We start from the raw sequence: 15,916 nt of genomic DNA on the forward strand, positions 1-15,916 counted from the left end.
GACAGGATGGGCCGCGCAAGATGAGCCTGGTTTCGACCATAACGCAGCAAGGCATCGGTGCGGACGCCTTTGTCGCGGCGATGGTCGCGGATCCCGCGACCTATCCCGATTTGCCGATCGACGTTGCGTTCACGCTCAACAGGTCCCAGCGCGACGAGATCGCGCTCAAGGGTATCGCCGGCCGATTTGCCGCGATGCGGCATTCGGTCGGCGTGCTCGAGCAATTCGCCAGAGAGCAGGGGATCGACGCGATCGATTCGATCGAGCGCGGGGCGTTTCTGCTCTTTCCGCATACCGCCTATAAAAGCTATCCGCTCTCGATGCTCGAGCAGGGGCGTTTCGACCGCCTGACGCGCTGGATGCAGGGGCTCACCCGCATCGATCTTTCGCGCTTCGACGCGACGGGGATCGAGCTCATCGACGAATGGATCGAGCGGCTCGAAGACCAGACCGGCCTGCAGATCGTTCATACGTCGGGAACGACGGGGAAATTGTCCTTCCTGCCGCGAACGGCGGCCGACGAGGTCCCGCGGCTCAAGCTGCTGGCGCGCAACTATCGCGACTTTGGCGGGGCGAATAGCGGACCCGATCTTCTCGCGACACCTTATCCGGTCATCTATCCTTCGTTTCGCGGCGGCTCGAGCGCGCCGCTGCGCAGCGTCGCGACGATGGCCGAACATGTCGCGCGCGACTGGAACGATGTCCTCACCCTTTATCCCGACCGGTTAAGCGCCGATGTCGCGTCGCTCGGGGGACGCCTGCGGGTCGCCGAAGAGCGGGGAGAACTCGGCCGGCTCGCGATCTCCCCGGCCTTGCTCGCGCGCCGCGACGATTTCATGCGGCGCGACGCCGAGCGCCCGCAACTGATGGACCGCTTTTTCGACGAGGCGCTGGCGCGCTTTGCCGGACGCGACGTGCTTGTTTTCGGCGTGCTGCCGTTCATCTACGACTGGGCCGACGCGGGCCTCGCCCGCGAGCTTCGCGGCGTTTTCGGCAGCAACAGCATCGTATCGACCGGCGGGGGGCGAAAGGGGCGCGACCTGCCTGACGACGCGTTTTCGCGCATCGGAGAGTTCCTGGGTTTCGATACGATTTTCGATACCTATGGCATGAGTGAAATGACGAGTATCGCACCGCTCTGCGACGAGGGTCATTATCATATTCCCCCCTATATCATTCCCTATCTGCTCGACGGCGACAGCGGCGAGCCGCTCCCGCGGACCGGCCGGCAGACCGGGCGTTTCGGGTTCATCGATTTGTTTCCCAGCGAGCATTGGGGCGGGTTCGTCAGCGGCGACCGGGTGACGGTCGCCGGCTGGGACGACGACGCAAGCTGCCGGTGCGGGCGGACCGGCCCCTTTATCGAATCCACGATCCAGCGGTTCAGCGAACTCAATGGAGGCGAGGACAAGATCACCTGCGCGGGCGCGCCCGCGGCACAGGACAAGGCCATCGAATATCTCGCCCGCATCGGCGGCTGACGACGAGGATAATAGACCATGACCAACGCCATCGAGGTTCCGCTCGTGATCCGGGGGGAGATTTTCTCGGGCCAGTCGCACTTTGCCGGTCGCCGCGGCAACGAGGGATTCGTCACCGCCGACGTGCGCGATCATCTGACCGCGCTTCCTCTCGCACAGCCGAGCCAGCTTGCCGATCTCTACGATCTCAAGTTCGACGATATTCTCGATTATTGCGCGCGGCTCGGCGAGCGGCTGGTACTCGATCGAAACGACAATCTTCGCCGCGCCTTCGCTTTGTCGAAACAGACCTCGGGCCTGTCCGATTCGATCCTCGAGGCGCAATATCGGTCGATACCCTTTTTCTTCGCACGCGACGCGGTTCGCGAAGCGGCCGAGCTTTCGGTGGGGATCGATTATCTTGAGGGATGGGTTCCCCAGCCGTCGGACCCGGCGCTTCCGACGCGGACCAAAATCCGCGCCTTTGGCGCGCGCGCGGTGCACATCATTGCGGGCAATGCGCCGGCGATCGCGATCAATACGATCGTACGCAACGCCTATACGCGGTCCGACGCGATCATAAAGACGCCGTCCAACGACCCGCTGACCGCGACCGCGGTGGCGATGACGATGGTCGAAATGGACCCGACCCACCCGCTGAGCCGTCATTTGACCGTGGCCTATTGGAAGGGCGGCGACGAGGAAATCGAATCCTATCTCTATGACCCGCGGCGCATCGAGAAGATCATCGCCTGGGGCGGCTTCGCAAGTGTCAAACATGTGACGCGCTATCTGCAGCCGGGGATCGATCTGATCACGCTCGACCCCAAGCAAAGCGGGACGATCATCGGCGCCGAGGCCTTTGCCGACGACCAGGCGCTCGACGACGTCGCAACGCGCCTGGCGCTCGATGTGGGAAGTCTGAACCAGGAAGCCTGCGTCAATGCCCGCGTGATATATGTCGCGAGCGGGACCAACGAAGACGGGCTGCGCCGCGCCGGCGAACTCGGCGAGCGTGCCTTCCGCGCGATGCAGAATCTGCCGTCGACGATCAGCACACCGCATAAGGCGATCGATGTGTCGCTGCGCGAGGAGGTCGACGGCCTGCGCTTCGCCAGCAACGAGTATCAGCTGATCGGCGGACGCGGCGACGAGGGCGCGGTCATCGTTTCGCTGACCGACGCGCCCGTCGATTTCGCGTCGTCGCTGATGGGGCGCGTCATGAACATCGTCCCGGTCGACGATGTCGAGACCGCGGTGCGTTCGACCACCTCCTACACACAGACCGTCGGCGTCTATCCCGACAGTTTGAAGGAAGCGCTGAGAGACCGGCTTGCCTTCCATGGCGCACAGCGGGTGGTTTCTCTCGGCACCGCCGTTCCGATCGTCATGCGATCGGGCCCGCACGACGGAATCGAACCTGTTCGGCGCATGTGCAAATGGCTGACCGATGAAACAACCGATGCCGCGCCGCTGCTTCAGCGCGCGCGGGCCAATCTGGTGGAGCCGGCGCAATGAGGGGCGATCCGGAAGCCAAGCCGGCGGCCGGCGAACGCCTGACGTCGCGCTTCGGCCGCGAATCGACCGCGGCCGAGGTTGCCGAAGGCGTGGACCTGAACGGCACGTCCGCAATCGTCACCGGGGGGGCGTCGGGCCTCGGGCTCGAGACCGCCCGCGTGCTCGCAGCGCGGGGCGCCGCAGTCCATCTTGGCGTGCGCGACCTTGCGGCGGGCGCCGCCGCCGCGCGCGAAATCAACGACGCGATCGACGCCGAACGGGTGACGTTCAGCCGCATCGATCTGTCGGACCTTTCCTCGGTCCGCGATTTCGCCAAGCGGTGGGGCGATGCACCGCTGTCGCTGCTCATCAACAACGCCGGGGTCATGGCCTGTCCCTTGCAGCAGACCAAGGATGGCTTCGAATATCAATTCGGCACCAACCATCTCGGGCATTTCCTGCTGGCGACCCTTCTGGTTCCGGCCTTGAAGAAGGGCGCGCCGTCGCGGCTCATCTCGCTTTCCTCGTCGGGGCACAGGGCAAGCGCGGTCGATTTCGAGGATATTCATTTCGAGCGACGTGCCTATGAACCCTTCGTCGCATATGGCCAGTCCAAGACGGCCAATGCCCTTTTCGCGGTCGAATTCGATCGGCGCCACAAGGCCGACGATATTCGCGCCTTCTCGGTGATGCCGGGGGTGATTTTCACCAATCTCGGCCGCCACATGAGCGAAGACACCCGAGAACAGATGGGCTTCACGCCGGAAGCGGCCGAGGCGGCGCCGGATTTCTTCAAATCCATCCCGCAGGGTGCCGCGACCACCGTCTGGGCCGCGATTGCCCCCGAGCTTGACGGCGCGGGCGGGCTCTATCTCGAAAATTGCGGGGAGGCGCGTCCGTCCGGTCCCGAAACGCCGCGCGGGACCGGGGTGATGGCGCACGCGCGCGATCCGGAAGCGGCCCGCCGGCTTTGGCTCGTATCCGAGGCCATGGTCGAGGCGGCGCTGGCGAGGGAGACCGTCCGATGAGCGGCGCGTTGCTATATGACGGCCTCGACTATTGGGCGCGTCACGCGCCGGACCGGTCAGCGGTGGTTCTCGATGGCGAGGAAGGCCTGAGTTATCGCGAACTGTCGCTTTGGAGCGATGGCATCGCCGAACTTTTGCAGCAGTCGGGGGTGGTGGCGGGCGACCGCGTCGCGATCACCGGCGCAAACATGCTGGCGTGGCCGGCATCGCTCACCGGAATCCTGAAGGCCGGCGCTATCCCGGTGCCGCTCAACGAGCGCTTCGTCGCCGCCGAATTCTCCGATCTGATCGATCGTGTCGCACCGGCGGTGGTCATCGCCGATGAACCGCGCGCCGCGCTTTTGCGAGAAGCGGCGCCCGAGGTGGCGGTCTTGTCGATGGAGCAACTGGCCAGCGTGCGCACCGGGGCGCAGCCGGGCTGGGTTCCGGTGCGGGTCGAACCGGGCGCCCTGTCCCTGATCGTGTTCACGAGCGGCACGACGGGGCGGCCCAAGGGGGTCACCTTCACGCACGAACGCCAGATGGCGAAATATGCCGAGTTCCGGCTGATCGAGGCAACGATGGTTGCCGGGATGAACATCCTGATGCCGTTCGCCATGCAGTCGGGTCCGGGAAGCCTCTGGGCCTTCCCGCTGACGACGATCTATGGCGGGACCATGCATTTCGTGCGCAAGTTCGATGCCGAGCGGCTGCTCGAGATCATCGTCCGGCACCGTGTCTCTTACGTCAATGGCATGCCGGTCCTGTACGAGCAGCTCGCGCGGCTTCCGGCGTTCGAGACCGCCGATCTGTCTTTCTTGACGATGGCACAGGTTGGCGGCGCGCGCGTATCGAAGGAACTGACCGCCCGCTGGCGCGCGCGCGGCGTCGCGCTGCGCCAGCTTTACGGCATGACGGAAGCGGGAGGCCTGGCGATCGTCGCCAGCGAAGCCGATGCGATGGCAAGCCCCGATGCCTGCGGCCGGGGCGGCATGTTCACGCGTGTGCGTATTGTCGATGCGGAAGGTCGCGACTGCCCTCGCGGCGTCCAGGGCGACGTGCGGATCAGCGGGCCCGGCTTTACCGCAGGCTATTGGATGGATCCCGACGGCACCAGGCAGCTATTCGATGCCGACGGCGCGATGATCACCGGCGATATCGGTCTGATCGACGAGGAAGGGCATTTCTTCTTCGTGGACCGATCGAAGGATCTGATCATTTCGGGCGGTTTCAACATCGCCCCGAGCGAAATCGAGCATGTGATCACGGCCTTTGAGGGGGTGGCGGAGGTCGCTGTCTTTGCCGTTCCGGATGCCAAGTTCGGCGAAGCGCCGGCGGCGTGCATCCATGGCACGGGCGGCCTCGATGCAGACGCGATCCGAGAACATTGTCGCCAGCGGCTCGCCGGCTTCAAGCAGCCGCGGCATATCTTTTTCCACGATGGTCCCTTGCCACGGATGGCGAGCAACAAGATCGCCAAGCGGGACCTCGCCGCCCGATACGCCGACAAACTTGACACCGAGTCCGCCGCCGCCGCTCCGGCCGCGACGGTCGATAGCGCATAGGGAGAATGACCATGCCGACTGCCGCCGCTGCCCGCATACAGGATGTCCCGACGATCGAAAGCCTGAGCGCCGACCAGATCGCGACGATCAAGGCTATCCCGCCGCATGTGGACGACGAAGTCAGGGCTATATCGGACTCGCGTCCGCTGTCCTTCTTTCTCGGTGAAGACCAGTTCGCGCTGGAGCAGGAACGGGTCTTTCGCCGGTTGCCGGTTCCGATGGCGCTATCGGCGCTGCTGCCGAACCCGGGCGATGTGCTTGCGGTCGACAGCTATGGCCCCGATGTCCTGTTGACCCGCGCGAAGGATGGCGTCGTGCGCGCGTTTCTCAACGCCTGCACGCACAAGGGCGCTTCGCTGGTGGAAACCGGCGAGCCGGGCCGCGCCCCGCGTCTCGTCTGTCCCTATCACGCCTGGACGTTCAGCCTTGAGGGGCAATTGATCGGCGTTCCCCGGCAGGAGGGCTTTGCCGGCCTGTGCCGCGAAGAGCGGAATCTCGCCGAGTTGCCGTGCCGCGAGATCGGCGGCGTCATCTGGGTCGGGCTGACCCGTGACAGCGAACCCGATTTTTCGGATATCGAAGGTCAGTTGATGATCGACTTCGAGGCTTTGCGGATACCGGAGATGCATGCCTATGGCCGTCGGCGTTTCGAGCTGAAGGCGAACTGGAAGCTTGTGCTCGAACCGTTCCTCGAACCCTATCATGTGAAGAGGCTGCACGCCAATTCGGTCGCGCCGCTGTTCGCCGACGTCGCCGGCCTGTCGCACCGCCTCGGGCGCAATATCCGGCAGATTTCGGGCAAGGTCCAATTCTCGCCGGACAAGGTGGGCGGCGGCGAAAATATCCACAAATCGATCACCCACGCCTATACGGCATTTCCCAATCTGGTCGTCGTCACCAGCCCCTATTATATCAGCATGATGATCCTTGCACCGCAGGCGATCGACCGGACGATCGTCGACTATGTGATGCTGACCCGCGGCGCCCCGGACAATCCCAAGGCGGAGGAGCTTTTCGCCAAATCCTATGCGATGATCCTCGACGTTTTCGGCAACGAAGATTTCAAGGCGGCGGAGAAATGCCACCGCGGGCTGGTGCAAGGGGCCATGCCCGATGTGATCTATTGCGGCCTCGAAGAGATGATTCCGCTCTATTATTCCATTCTCGACGCCGAAACCGGCGCCGCCTGACCGGTGCCGGCCGGGCGCCGCTAAGCCGGCGCCCGTTCGACCCGAACCGGCAGGCAGTCGATCAGCGACATGCCGGATACGGTTTCGACCCATTCGGCGCCCGCGCCGGCGAGGAGGTTGGCGTTCGCGCCGCCGGTCCTGTTGGCCCGGTTCCAGCCCGCGCGGTGACCCCATCCATGCGGATAGCTCGCGGTGCCGGCGACGATGTCGTTGCAGATCTCCGCCGCCAGCGTGAGCGAGCCGTTCGCATTGGACACCGTCACCTGGTCGCCATCTTCGATCCGGCGCGCGCGGGCGTCGTCGGGATGGATGAGCAGCGTTGGCGCCCCCGCGCGGACGAGCTTGTCGACATTGTGCATCCATGAGTTCATCGAACGGATATCGCGGCGCCCGATCAGGATCAGATTTGCCGTATCGCCCGCCATGCCCTCGGGAGCGGCGCTGGCCAGCAGGCGGTCGAACTCGGCGGCGATCAGGGGATGCCAGAGCCTGAGCCTGCCGTCGGCATGGGCGATGCGCTCCTGCCATTTGTCAAAATCATCGGGAATATTCTCCACCATGACCCCATGCGGATAATCGCGTAACCGGTCGCGCGACCAACCGTCGGGATTGTCGCCATAGCGGTCACCCGCCGGCCCCTGGCGAATAGCGGCGTCGAGCTGGCCGACCGGATCGGCAAGCTCGCCGCGCCGCGCCGCCGCCTGCTTTTCCGGCGAGGGCGAGGGCGCGTCCAGTCCAAGGCGCCGGGCAATCTCGCAATAGATCCAATAGTCGTCGCGCACCTCGCCGACCGGTTCGATGACGGCATCGGTATATTGAAGAAAGGGCTGCAGCAGCTTGCCCATGCCGACAAAAGGCCAGTCCGCCCGTTCGAGAAAGGTCGGCGTCGGTAGGATGTGCGTTGCAAGCCGGTTCGACTCGTTCACATAAAAGTCGAACGAGACGAAAAGCTCCAGCTGGCTCAACGCGCGTTCGAGCACGGCCCCGCCAGGTGCGCTCAGGACGGGATTTCCGGCGGACATCAGCAGCGCGCGGACACGGCCCTCGCCGGGCTCTTCGATGTCGGCGGGCAGCATCGCCGTCGCGAGCATCCCCGCGATGCTCGGGATATGGCCGATCCGCGTGTACGGCGCGCCATGTCCGCCCCCGAACGGCTTGACCGCCCCGATGAGGTTCAGCCCGAATCGCGTTCCGCCCGGCCTCCCGTAGCGGCCGGTCAGCGCGTTGAACGCATTGTACAAAAAGGCGCCCAAGGCGCCATGATAACCGCGGCAAAGACCGAGGCCGGCGTAGAGGGCGGCGCGCTCGCTTGTCGCAAAATCGCGCGCCAGCGCGGCGACGTCATCGAACGCCAGTCCGGTGCGCGCCGCCGCGGCGACCGGGTCGATCCGCGCGATCGCGTCGAACAATTCCCCCCAGCCCTCGCTGTGCGCGGCCAGCCAGTCGGTGTCGGCCAGCCCTTCGTCGATGATCACCCGCATCATGGCGAGAAGCAGCCAGGCATCGCTGTCGGGCCGGACCATCACATGCTCATAGGGCCGCGCTGTTTCGGTGCGCCGCGGATCGACGACGACGACGCGTCCGCGCGCGGCGATCGCGTCAAGGTCGTGCCTCATGCGAGGTGCGCAGATTCCCCACCCGTTCGAAACAAGGGGATTGGCTCCGACGATCATCAGGAAATCGCATCGCGACAGATCGGGAATGTTGAATGGATAGGGCGCGCCATGCACCACATAATTTCCCAGCATACGGGCGTTGGTGTCCTGCGACGCGGCGCCGTAGAATTTTCGGCACCCTATGGCGCCCAGAAATTCGCCAAACCCCATGATGGCATTGGTCGAGAAGGCTGTGGGATTGCCCAGATAGCTGGCCACGGCTTCGGTCCCATGCTCTGACATAATCGATCGCAAGGCATCGGAAATCTCGTCGAGGGCCTGCTCCCATTCGATTTCGATAAATTCTCCGACGTTACCTTTACGCTTGAGAGGTTTTGTCACACGATCGGGGTCGTGGGTTACCGCGTGCATATTGACGCCTTTTACGCAAACATGACCCCTGGAATGAGGATTGCTTCGGTCCGGGCGGAGCGCGACGACCTTGCCGTCGGCAACCTCCGCGACGAGTCCGCAAAAGGCCTCGCATATACGGCAAAAGGTGAAATGCTCGCCATTTTGGCCAGTTTTGACTCGCATTCGACGGTCTCCCTGCTGAAGATCGGGCCAGATGCCCATGGTCGCCGACTATGTTTTATACATAATCAATCTAATGTCACATTTTTCTTGCTTGACGCCGAGACCTCTCGCATAGGGGGCGCATAACAATAGGAGCGGCACTGGCCGCGTCGGTGGGCAGGGAATGGGTAAGTGGTGCCAACACAGCGTCCCGAACCAAAGCGTCCGCGGATGACCGCCGCGGACTATATCATCGTCGGTGCCGGCGCGGCGGGCTGCGTGCTTGCCGAGCGCTTGACCGCGGACGGGACGACGCGGGTGACGCTGATCGAGGCTGGAGGCGAAACGCGGCACCCCTTTTTTCGCATCCCCAAGGCGGTCGGAAAGCTTGCGATGCGGCCGGCCAGCCTGTGGGCCCACCGGACGCGGGCCGAGCCGAGCACCGGCGACAAGGTCGAGAGCTGGCGGCGCGGCAAGGCGCTGGGCGGGTCGACCGCGATTAACGGTCTTGTCTATGTGCGCGGTCAGCCCAGCGATTTCGAGAGCTTCGCGGAACTGAGCGGGTCCGACTGGGGCTGGGATCATATCGGCCCGGCCTATGAAGCGATCGAGCGTCACGAAATGGGCGAAGGCGAAGGGCGCGGAACGAAGGGGCGCTTGGGGATTTCGCTTCCCGGATCCGATGTGCGGATGGCGTGGCATGACCGCGTGCTTGCAGCGGGCCGCGCCTTCGGTCTTTCCGAGAAGGCCGATATCAACGCGCCCGACGATATGCCGGCGGTCGGCTATTGCCCGCGCACGATCGCGAATGGGCAGCGCCAGAGCGCCGCAACCGCCTTTCTCCAGCCCGCGCGGCGCCGGTCCAATCTCACCGTCATCACCGGCGCGACGGTCGACCGCATCCTGTTCAATGGGACCCGCGCGACCGGCGTCGCCTTTGTCCAGCGCGGGCAGTCGCGCGAGCTGGCCGCCAAGGGCGAAATCATCATTGCTGGCGGTGCTCTGTCGTCGCCCGGGCTTCTCGAGCGGTCGGGGATCGGCGATCCGGAGCGGCTCGCCCGGCTCGGCATCGACCTCGTTGCCGCCAGTCCGCAGGTCGGTGAAGGCCTGCTCGAGCATCGCGCGCTGCTGATGCAATGGCGCATGGCCAACGCCGCGGATAGTTACAACCGCAACCACCGGAGCCTTGGTCTTCTCCATAGCGGGTTTCGCTATATTCTCGGGCGGCGTGGCCCGCTTGGGTCGGCGACGTTCGACATGGGCGCATGGCTCAAGAGCCGCCCCGACCTCAATCGCCCGGACGTCCAGTTCCTGATCGCTCCGCACAGCATGGACAGGGTGGCTGGAAAGCCGATCACGGAGCCGTTTCCGGGCATGTCGATGGTCGTTTATCCGCTGCGCCCCAGCTCGGCGGGGAGCATCCATATCGATTCGCGCGATCCAGAGGCGCTGCCGGTGATCGCCCCCAACCATCGCGCAAGCGAAAGCGACCGCCGCGAGATGATCGCCGCCGTCCGCGCGGCGCGGCGTTTCGTGGCGACCGCTCCGCTGGCGGACTGTGTCGCCGGCGAAACGCTGCCCGGTCCGGCTTTCGAGACCGATGACGAGATCATCGCGGCCTATGATCGCTTTGCCACATGCGGCTACCATGCGGTTGGCAGCTGCCGGATGGGCAAGGACGACCAGTCGGTTGTCGATCCGAAACTGCGCGTGCGCGGCGTCGAGAACCTGCGTGTCGTCGACACGTCGGTCATGCCGGTTATCCCGTCGGGGAACACGCAGGGGCCGACCATGGCCTTCGCCTGGCGCGCGGCAGACGTCATCCAATCCGAAAATCGAGAACGAAGCGGTCAATGAGCCGCAATTCATCAACGCAAAACCATATGGGAGGGGTTAAAAAATGAAGACCAATGCACAAATGCGCCGCATCAGGCGCCACCTGGTCGCCGCCGGATCGGCGATGATCCTTGCGGCAGCCCTCGCGGGACCGGCTTATGCCCAGGACTCGGGTTCGAACGTGGCGCCCGTCGGCGCCGAGGAAAGTAAGGGTTCCGAAGACATCATCGTGACGGCACGCCGCCGCGACGAACGTCTCCAGGATGTGCCCGTCGCGATCAGCGCGATCACCGGCGATACGCTTCGCGAGCAGAATATCACCAATATCCAGGACGCGGCGAAGCTGGTCCCGACGCTGCTCGTCGGCCGATCCTCGTCGGGCGCAGGCTCGGTCATCTATATGCGCGGCATTGGCACGGGTTCGCTCAGCCGCGGTTTCGAGCAGTCGATTTCCATCAACATCGACAACGTTCAGATCAGCCGCGGCAATGCGATCAACATCGGCTATCTAGATCTCGCGCAGATGGAAATATTGAAAGGCCCCCAGGCGCTCTTCTTCGGCAAGAACAGCCCGGGCGGCATCATCACCATGACCTCGGCCGATCCGACCGACCGGCTCGAACTGTCGGTCAAGGCGGGCTATGATTTCGAATCGCGCCAGGCTTATGGCGAAGCCGTGGCGTCGGGTCCGCTGTCCGACACGCTCGGCGCACGCGTCGCGGTCCGCGCCTCGGACGGACAGGGTTATTTCCACAATGACGCGGTCGCCTTCACCGACGGTCGCGGGCTGATCATGGGAACGTTCGGCGGACGCTACCCGCGCCAGCGAGAAATCGCGGGGAGGCTGACCCTTCAGTTCGAACCGAGCTCGGACTTCAAGGCCCGCTTCAAGCTGTTCGCCTCGAGCAACGATGCGCAGCCGGTGGTCCGTCAGAATCTCTATTGCCCGAACGGCACGCCGCAGCCCGTGTTCGGCGTGGTCGACCTGCGCGAGGATTGCCGGGTCAATCGGAGCGCTTCGATCTACTCGTCGCCCGCGGCGCTGATTGTTGGATATCCCGATCCGCGCGGCGGCGTGCCCTACACCAGGAACCGCGTATTGTTGACGTCGCTCGACATGAACTACAGCCCCGGGGATATCGACCTCACCTCGGTGACAGCCTATTTCGTCAACGACCAGAAGCAATATTCGACCTTCTCCTTCGGTCAGTTCGGGGCGAACGAGCTGCAGAAATATTCGGCCTTCAGCCAGGAGTTTCGTCTCGCGACGGATTTCGACTTCCCGCTGAACGCGACGGTCGGGACCTATTATCAGAAGACCGATTTCCCGGTCACCAATGCGGCGCTGTTCCAGAACACGCCCGTCGACCCCGTGACCGGTCGTCGCTTCTCGGCGCAGCAGGACATGGACCTCGATACGCGAACCTATTCGATCTTCGGCGAGCTCTCGCTGAAAATCGGCGACACGATCGAGATCAACGGCGGTGCCCGCGCGACATGGGAGCGCAAGGATTTCGATTATACGTTGAGCTATGTCGCGCCGGCCTTGCGCGGCGTGTTTCCGATGGGCCGCAACGTCAACGACACGCTCAAGGAAAATGACGTCTCCCCGCAGGTCACGATCGCGTACAAGCCGAGCCGGCAGCTGACGATCTACGGCGGTTACCGGACGGGGTACAAGTCGGGCGGCTACAACCAGAGCCAGTATCTGCGCAACGCCACGACCATCCGCGATCTCATCTTTCGCGCGGAAACCGCTTCGGGCTTCGAGCTTGGCGCCAAGGGGCAGCTTGCCGATGGCCGCATGACGTTCAACGTCGCGCTCTACGATTACGACTATAAGAATTTGCAGACCCTCGTGTTCGATGCCGCGACCGTGTCCTACAATGTCGCGAACGCCGGCCTGCTGACGACGCGCGGGATCGAAATCGACACCAGCTACAACGTCCTCGACGGCGATAGCGACCTGCGCCTGAATCTGGCCGGAAGCTATAATGATGCGAAGTTCCACGACTATGTCGGCCAATGCTATGGTGGCCAGACCATCGCGCAGGGCTGCAACCTGAACCCCAATCCCACCGGCATCTTCACCGGTCAGGACTATGATGGCCGCACACCGCCGCGTGCCCCCGAGTGGAGCCTTGGCGGCGGGTTCAACTTCGGAACGCCGGTCGGCGAGAACCTCCGCTTCAAGCTGGCGGGCGATGTCCGCTACACGAGCAGCTTCGACACCCACGATGCCCTCAACCCGCGCGCGAAGCAGCCCGGCTACGCGCTGATCAACGGAAGCGTGACGCTCGGGCAGGACGAAGATGGCTGGGAGCTTTCGCTGATCGGGCGCAACCTCACCAACAAGATCATCTATTTCGCGACGATCGACCAGACGGGGCAGGGTTCGGGGACCGGCACCGCCGCCAGCGTCTATCCCGACCTTGTGTCGACGACCGAGGTGGGCCGTTCGGTGAGCCTGCAGTTCAGCTATAAATTCTGACTTTTCCGGGCCTGCGCCGCGCCGCGCCGCAGGCCCGGACCGATAATGGAGCAAAAGCGAAGATGGCCAGTCTGGACGATTTCACCGCATCGGTCGGCGTCGAAACCGAAATGCGATCCCGATCGCCCGAGCCGCTGTTCAAGCCCTATTCGCTCAAGTCGCTGAACCTGAAGAACCGGATCGTGATGGCGCCGATGACGCGCTATTTCTCGCCCACCGGCGCGCCGGGCGACGATGTGGCGCGCTATTATCGGCGGCGAGCCGAAGGCGGGTGCGGGCTGATCATCACCGAGGGGACGACGATCGAGACGCGCGATGCCGGCGGTTACAAGGCCGTGCCCCACTTTTGGGGACGCGCCGCGCTGGACGGATGGCGCCGGGTCGCCGACGAAGCCCATGCGGGCGGCGCTAAAATCATTCCGCAGCTGTGGCATGTGGGATTGCAGCGCGATCCCGCCATCTGTCCCGATCCCGAGCTTGTTGGCGTCGGTCCTTCGGGTCTCAACCGTCAGTTGGAAGTCGTCCGGGACCCCGCGACGCCGGGCGAAATCCAGGAGGTTGTCGATGCATTTGCGCGCGGTGCCACGGCCGCGATCGAGACCGGTTTCGACGGCGTGCAGCTGCACGGCGCCCATGGTTATCTGATCGACCAGTTTTTGTGGGCGCGCACCAATTTGCGCGAAGACGAATTTGGCGGCAGCATCGAACGGCGGGCCCGCTTCGCCGTCCAGGTCGTCGAGGCCGTACGCCGCGAGGTGGGTCCTGACTTCCCCCTGCTGCTGCGTATCTCGCAGTGGAAAGGGCATGATTATGCCGCGAAGCTCGAGGATACGCCCGAGCGCCTCAAAGCGCTGCTGGCGCCGATCGCTTCCGCGGGCGTGGACATGTTCGACTGTTCGCAGCGCCGCTTCTGGGAACCCGAATATACGGGTTCGTCGCTCAACCTTGCTGGGTGGGTCAAAAAGCTGACGGGCATTCCTACGATTACGGTCGGCAGTGTCAGCCTCGACAGTGACTTCATCGGCGGCATGCTGCGCGCCGAGACCGCCGGCACTGGCGACCTCGGCCGCATCGACGAACTCGTCGACCGGCTTGCGCAAGAGGAATTCGATCTGGTCGCGGTCGGCAGGGCGCTGCTCTCCGACCCGGGCTGGCCCGAGAAGATTCGCGCCGGGCGCTACGAAGAGCTTCGACCCTTCGACCCCGCCATTCTCGGCTCATTGGAATAGACGGCTATCCAAGCCGGAAAGGGACTTAGCATGACGGACTCTCCCCATGGTCTTGGCGATTTCATCGCCGACCCGGTCGAATTTTTCGACTGGTCGGCGACGCGCTTGTGGTCGATGCCCGATGCCGATCGGCTGACCTTCCAGCGGGCCGGAATGAAGGCGCGCTTCGCGCAGCATCGCGACGCCATACCCTATCTCAAGAAGCTGGCGGACGCCGAAGGGGTCGATGCTGTCGAAGATTTCGACGACCTTGTGCCGCTGCTCTTCGAACATACGGTCTACAAGAGCTATCCGGCCTCGCTGCTCGCCAAGAGCCAGTTCCGGATGATCAACGGGTGGCTCGAGAAGCTCACGACGCTCAAGCTCGGCGACATCGACGTTTCCGCCTGCGACAGTATCGACAGCTGGCTCGACGTGATGGACGCGCAATCGCCGCTCGTCATTCACCATAGCTCGGGGACGAGCGGCACGGTCTCGCTGTTTCCGAAAGGCAAGCGCGAGGTCGATTCCTTCGGCAAGCAATATCCGCTGCGCTTTCAGAAATTCGGGGATCCGCGGCCCGACGACCCCAGTCCGAAGGCGCATGTCATCATTCCGAGCTACAGGGCGGGAGGATCGGCGCATTTTCGCGTCAACGATGCCTATTTCAAATATATCGCCAAAGGCGACGAAGCGTTCATGCATGTCGCGCTCCCCGGCAAGATGAGTGCCGATATTCTCTATCTGGCGGGCCGTTTGCGCGCGGCGAAGGCGAAGGGCGAACTCGACAGGATCGAAGTCCCCGAGGCCCTGCTGGCGCGGCTCGAGCAGTTCGAAACGAACCAGTCCGACCGCACCGCCCGGATGCATGCGTTTCTTGCCGATGTGAGCCGCGACCTTTCGGGCAAGCGCATCTTCATGACCGCGGCGCCGAGCTATCTGGTGCCGCTGGCCGAAAAGGGGTTGGCGGACGGGATGCGCCAGGTCTTCGCCGCCGATTCCTGTGTCTCTACCGGTGGCGGAGCGAAGGGCATGACGCTGCCCGACGACTGGCGCGGTCGACTTTGCGAGTTCGCGGGCGTGCCGAATGTGCAGATGAACTACAGCATGACCGAACTCAGCAGCAGCAATCTCGACTGCGCGCATGGCCATTATCATATCGCGCCGTGGGTCATTCCTTTCATCCTCGACCCCGATACGAGCAAGCCGCTTCCACGGACGGGGACGACGACGGGGCGCATGGCCTTTTTCGACCTGCTTCCGGACATTCACTGGGGCGGCTTCATCACCGGCGACGAGGTCACGATGACATGGGACAAGCCCTGCGTTTGCGGCCGTACGGGTCCCTATCTTGCGCCGCGGATCGGGCGGTTCAGCGAACAGCGCGGCGGCGACGACAAGATCAGCTGCGCGGCCTCCTATGACGCGCATGAAGAAGCGATGGAGTTCCTCGTAGGGATGCAATCGACCGCGGTGTGAACAGCCCGCGAC

General features: G+C 64.0%; 10 protein-coding genes. 9 read left to right on the top strand and 1 reads right to left on the bottom strand.

The genetic code is table 11. The features are described from left to right. Positions 1–20 precede the first annotated feature (20 nt). The 5 genes from ASD67_RS01205 to ASD67_RS01225 are packed head-to-tail and all read left to right on the top strand — an operon-like array spanning position 21 to position 6,719. A complete protein-coding gene (locus tag ASD67_RS01205) occupies positions 21–1,481 on the top strand; it encodes an alpha/beta fold hydrolase (RefSeq protein ID WP_235535521.1) in 1,461 nt (486 codons plus the stop codon). 18 nt (positions 1,482–1,499) lie between these two features. Further along, positions 1,500–2,978, top strand: coding sequence for an acyl-CoA reductase (locus tag ASD67_RS01210; RefSeq protein WP_056342061.1), 1,479 nt, complete (start codon positions 1,500–1,502; stop codon positions 2,976–2,978). Then, a complete protein-coding gene (locus ASD67_RS01215) occupies positions 2,975–3,985 on the top strand; it encodes an SDR family NAD(P)-dependent oxidoreductase (protein WP_056342064.1) in 1,011 nt (336 codons plus the stop codon). Before ASD67_RS01210 ends, ASD67_RS01215 begins: the two co-directional genes overlap by 4 nt. Beyond that, complete coding sequence (locus ASD67_RS01220) at positions 3,982–5,529, top strand: class I adenylate-forming enzyme family protein (RefSeq protein ID WP_056342067.1); 1,548 nt, start codon at positions 3,982–3,984, stop codon at positions 5,527–5,529. Before ASD67_RS01215 ends, ASD67_RS01220 begins: the two co-directional genes overlap by 4 nt. Before the next feature lie 11 nt (positions 5,530–5,540). Then, positions 5,541–6,719, top strand: a complete 1,179-nt coding sequence (locus tag ASD67_RS01225; RefSeq protein WP_200937963.1) for an aromatic ring-hydroxylating oxygenase subunit alpha — start codon at positions 5,541–5,543, stop codon at positions 6,717–6,719. Between the two features lie 20 nt (positions 6,720–6,739). Here ASD67_RS01225 and ASD67_RS01230 read toward each other — a convergent pair whose 3' ends face one another. Next, the gene (locus ASD67_RS01230) at positions 6,740–8,950 is read right to left on the bottom strand and encodes a molybdopterin-containing oxidoreductase family protein (RefSeq protein ID WP_082544755.1); all 2,211 of its coding nucleotides are present in this window, start codon (positions 8,948–8,950) and stop codon (positions 6,740–6,742) included. Positions 8,951–9,121: 171 nt separating this feature from the next. Between ASD67_RS01230 and ASD67_RS01235 the strand changes: the two genes are divergently transcribed. The 4 genes from ASD67_RS01235 to ASD67_RS01250 all read left to right on the top strand — a co-directional run bounded on the left by ASD67_RS01235 (position 9,122) and on the right by ASD67_RS01250 (position 15,904). Further along, entirely contained in the window at positions 9,122–10,747 is a 1,626-nt protein-coding gene (locus ASD67_RS01235) for a GMC family oxidoreductase (RefSeq protein ID WP_056342076.1), read from the top strand. 43 nt (positions 10,748–10,790) lie between these two features. Beyond that, positions 10,791–13,217, top strand: a complete 2,427-nt coding sequence (locus tag ASD67_RS01240) for a TonB-dependent receptor (RefSeq protein ID WP_082544756.1) — start codon at positions 10,791–10,793, stop codon at positions 13,215–13,217. A 62-nt stretch (positions 13,218–13,279) separates the two neighbouring features. After that, positions 13,280–14,446 carry an NADH:flavin oxidoreductase gene (locus ASD67_RS01245; protein WP_235535523.1) on the top strand — a complete coding sequence of 389 codons (1,167 nt, stop codon included), beginning with the start codon at positions 13,280–13,282 and terminating at the stop codon, positions 14,444–14,446. Positions 14,447–14,476: 30 nt separating this feature from the next. After that, on the top strand, positions 14,477–15,904 hold the full coding sequence (locus tag ASD67_RS01250; protein WP_056342082.1) for a hypothetical protein: 1,428 nt from the start codon (positions 14,477–14,479) through the stop codon (positions 15,902–15,904). Positions 15,905–15,916 lie beyond the last annotated feature (12 nt).

Source organism: Sphingopyxis sp. Root1497, assembly GCF_001427085.1.
Lineage (GTDB): Bacteria > Pseudomonadota > Alphaproteobacteria > Sphingomonadales > Sphingomonadaceae > Sphingopyxis.

Coding starts and splice junctions, on each gene's coding strand:
- ASD67_RS01205 (WP_235535521.1), top strand. CDS start 21: ATGAGCCTGGTTTCGACCATAACGCAGCAAGGCATCGGTGCGGACGCC.
- ASD67_RS01210 (WP_056342061.1), top strand. CDS start 1,500: ATGACCAACGCCATCGAGGTTCCGCTCGTGATCCGGGGGGAGATTTTC.
- ASD67_RS01215 (WP_056342064.1), top strand. CDS start 2,975: ATGAGGGGCGATCCGGAAGCCAAGCCGGCGGCCGGCGAACGCCTGACG.
- ASD67_RS01220 (WP_056342067.1), top strand. CDS start 3,982: ATGAGCGGCGCGTTGCTATATGACGGCCTCGACTATTGGGCGCGTCAC.
- ASD67_RS01225 (WP_200937963.1), top strand. CDS start 5,541: ATGCCGACTGCCGCCGCTGCCCGCATACAGGATGTCCCGACGATCGAA.
- ASD67_RS01230 (WP_082544755.1), bottom strand. CDS start 8,950: ATGGGCATCTGGCCCGATCTTCAGCAGGGAGACCGTCGAATGCGAGTC.
- ASD67_RS01235 (WP_056342076.1), top strand. CDS start 9,122: ATGACCGCCGCGGACTATATCATCGTCGGTGCCGGCGCGGCGGGCTGC.
- ASD67_RS01240 (WP_082544756.1), top strand. CDS start 10,791: ATGAAGACCAATGCACAAATGCGCCGCATCAGGCGCCACCTGGTCGCC.
- ASD67_RS01245 (WP_235535523.1), top strand. CDS start 13,280: ATGGCCAGTCTGGACGATTTCACCGCATCGGTCGGCGTCGAAACCGAA.
- ASD67_RS01250 (WP_056342082.1), top strand. CDS start 14,477: ATGACGGACTCTCCCCATGGTCTTGGCGATTTCATCGCCGACCCGGTC.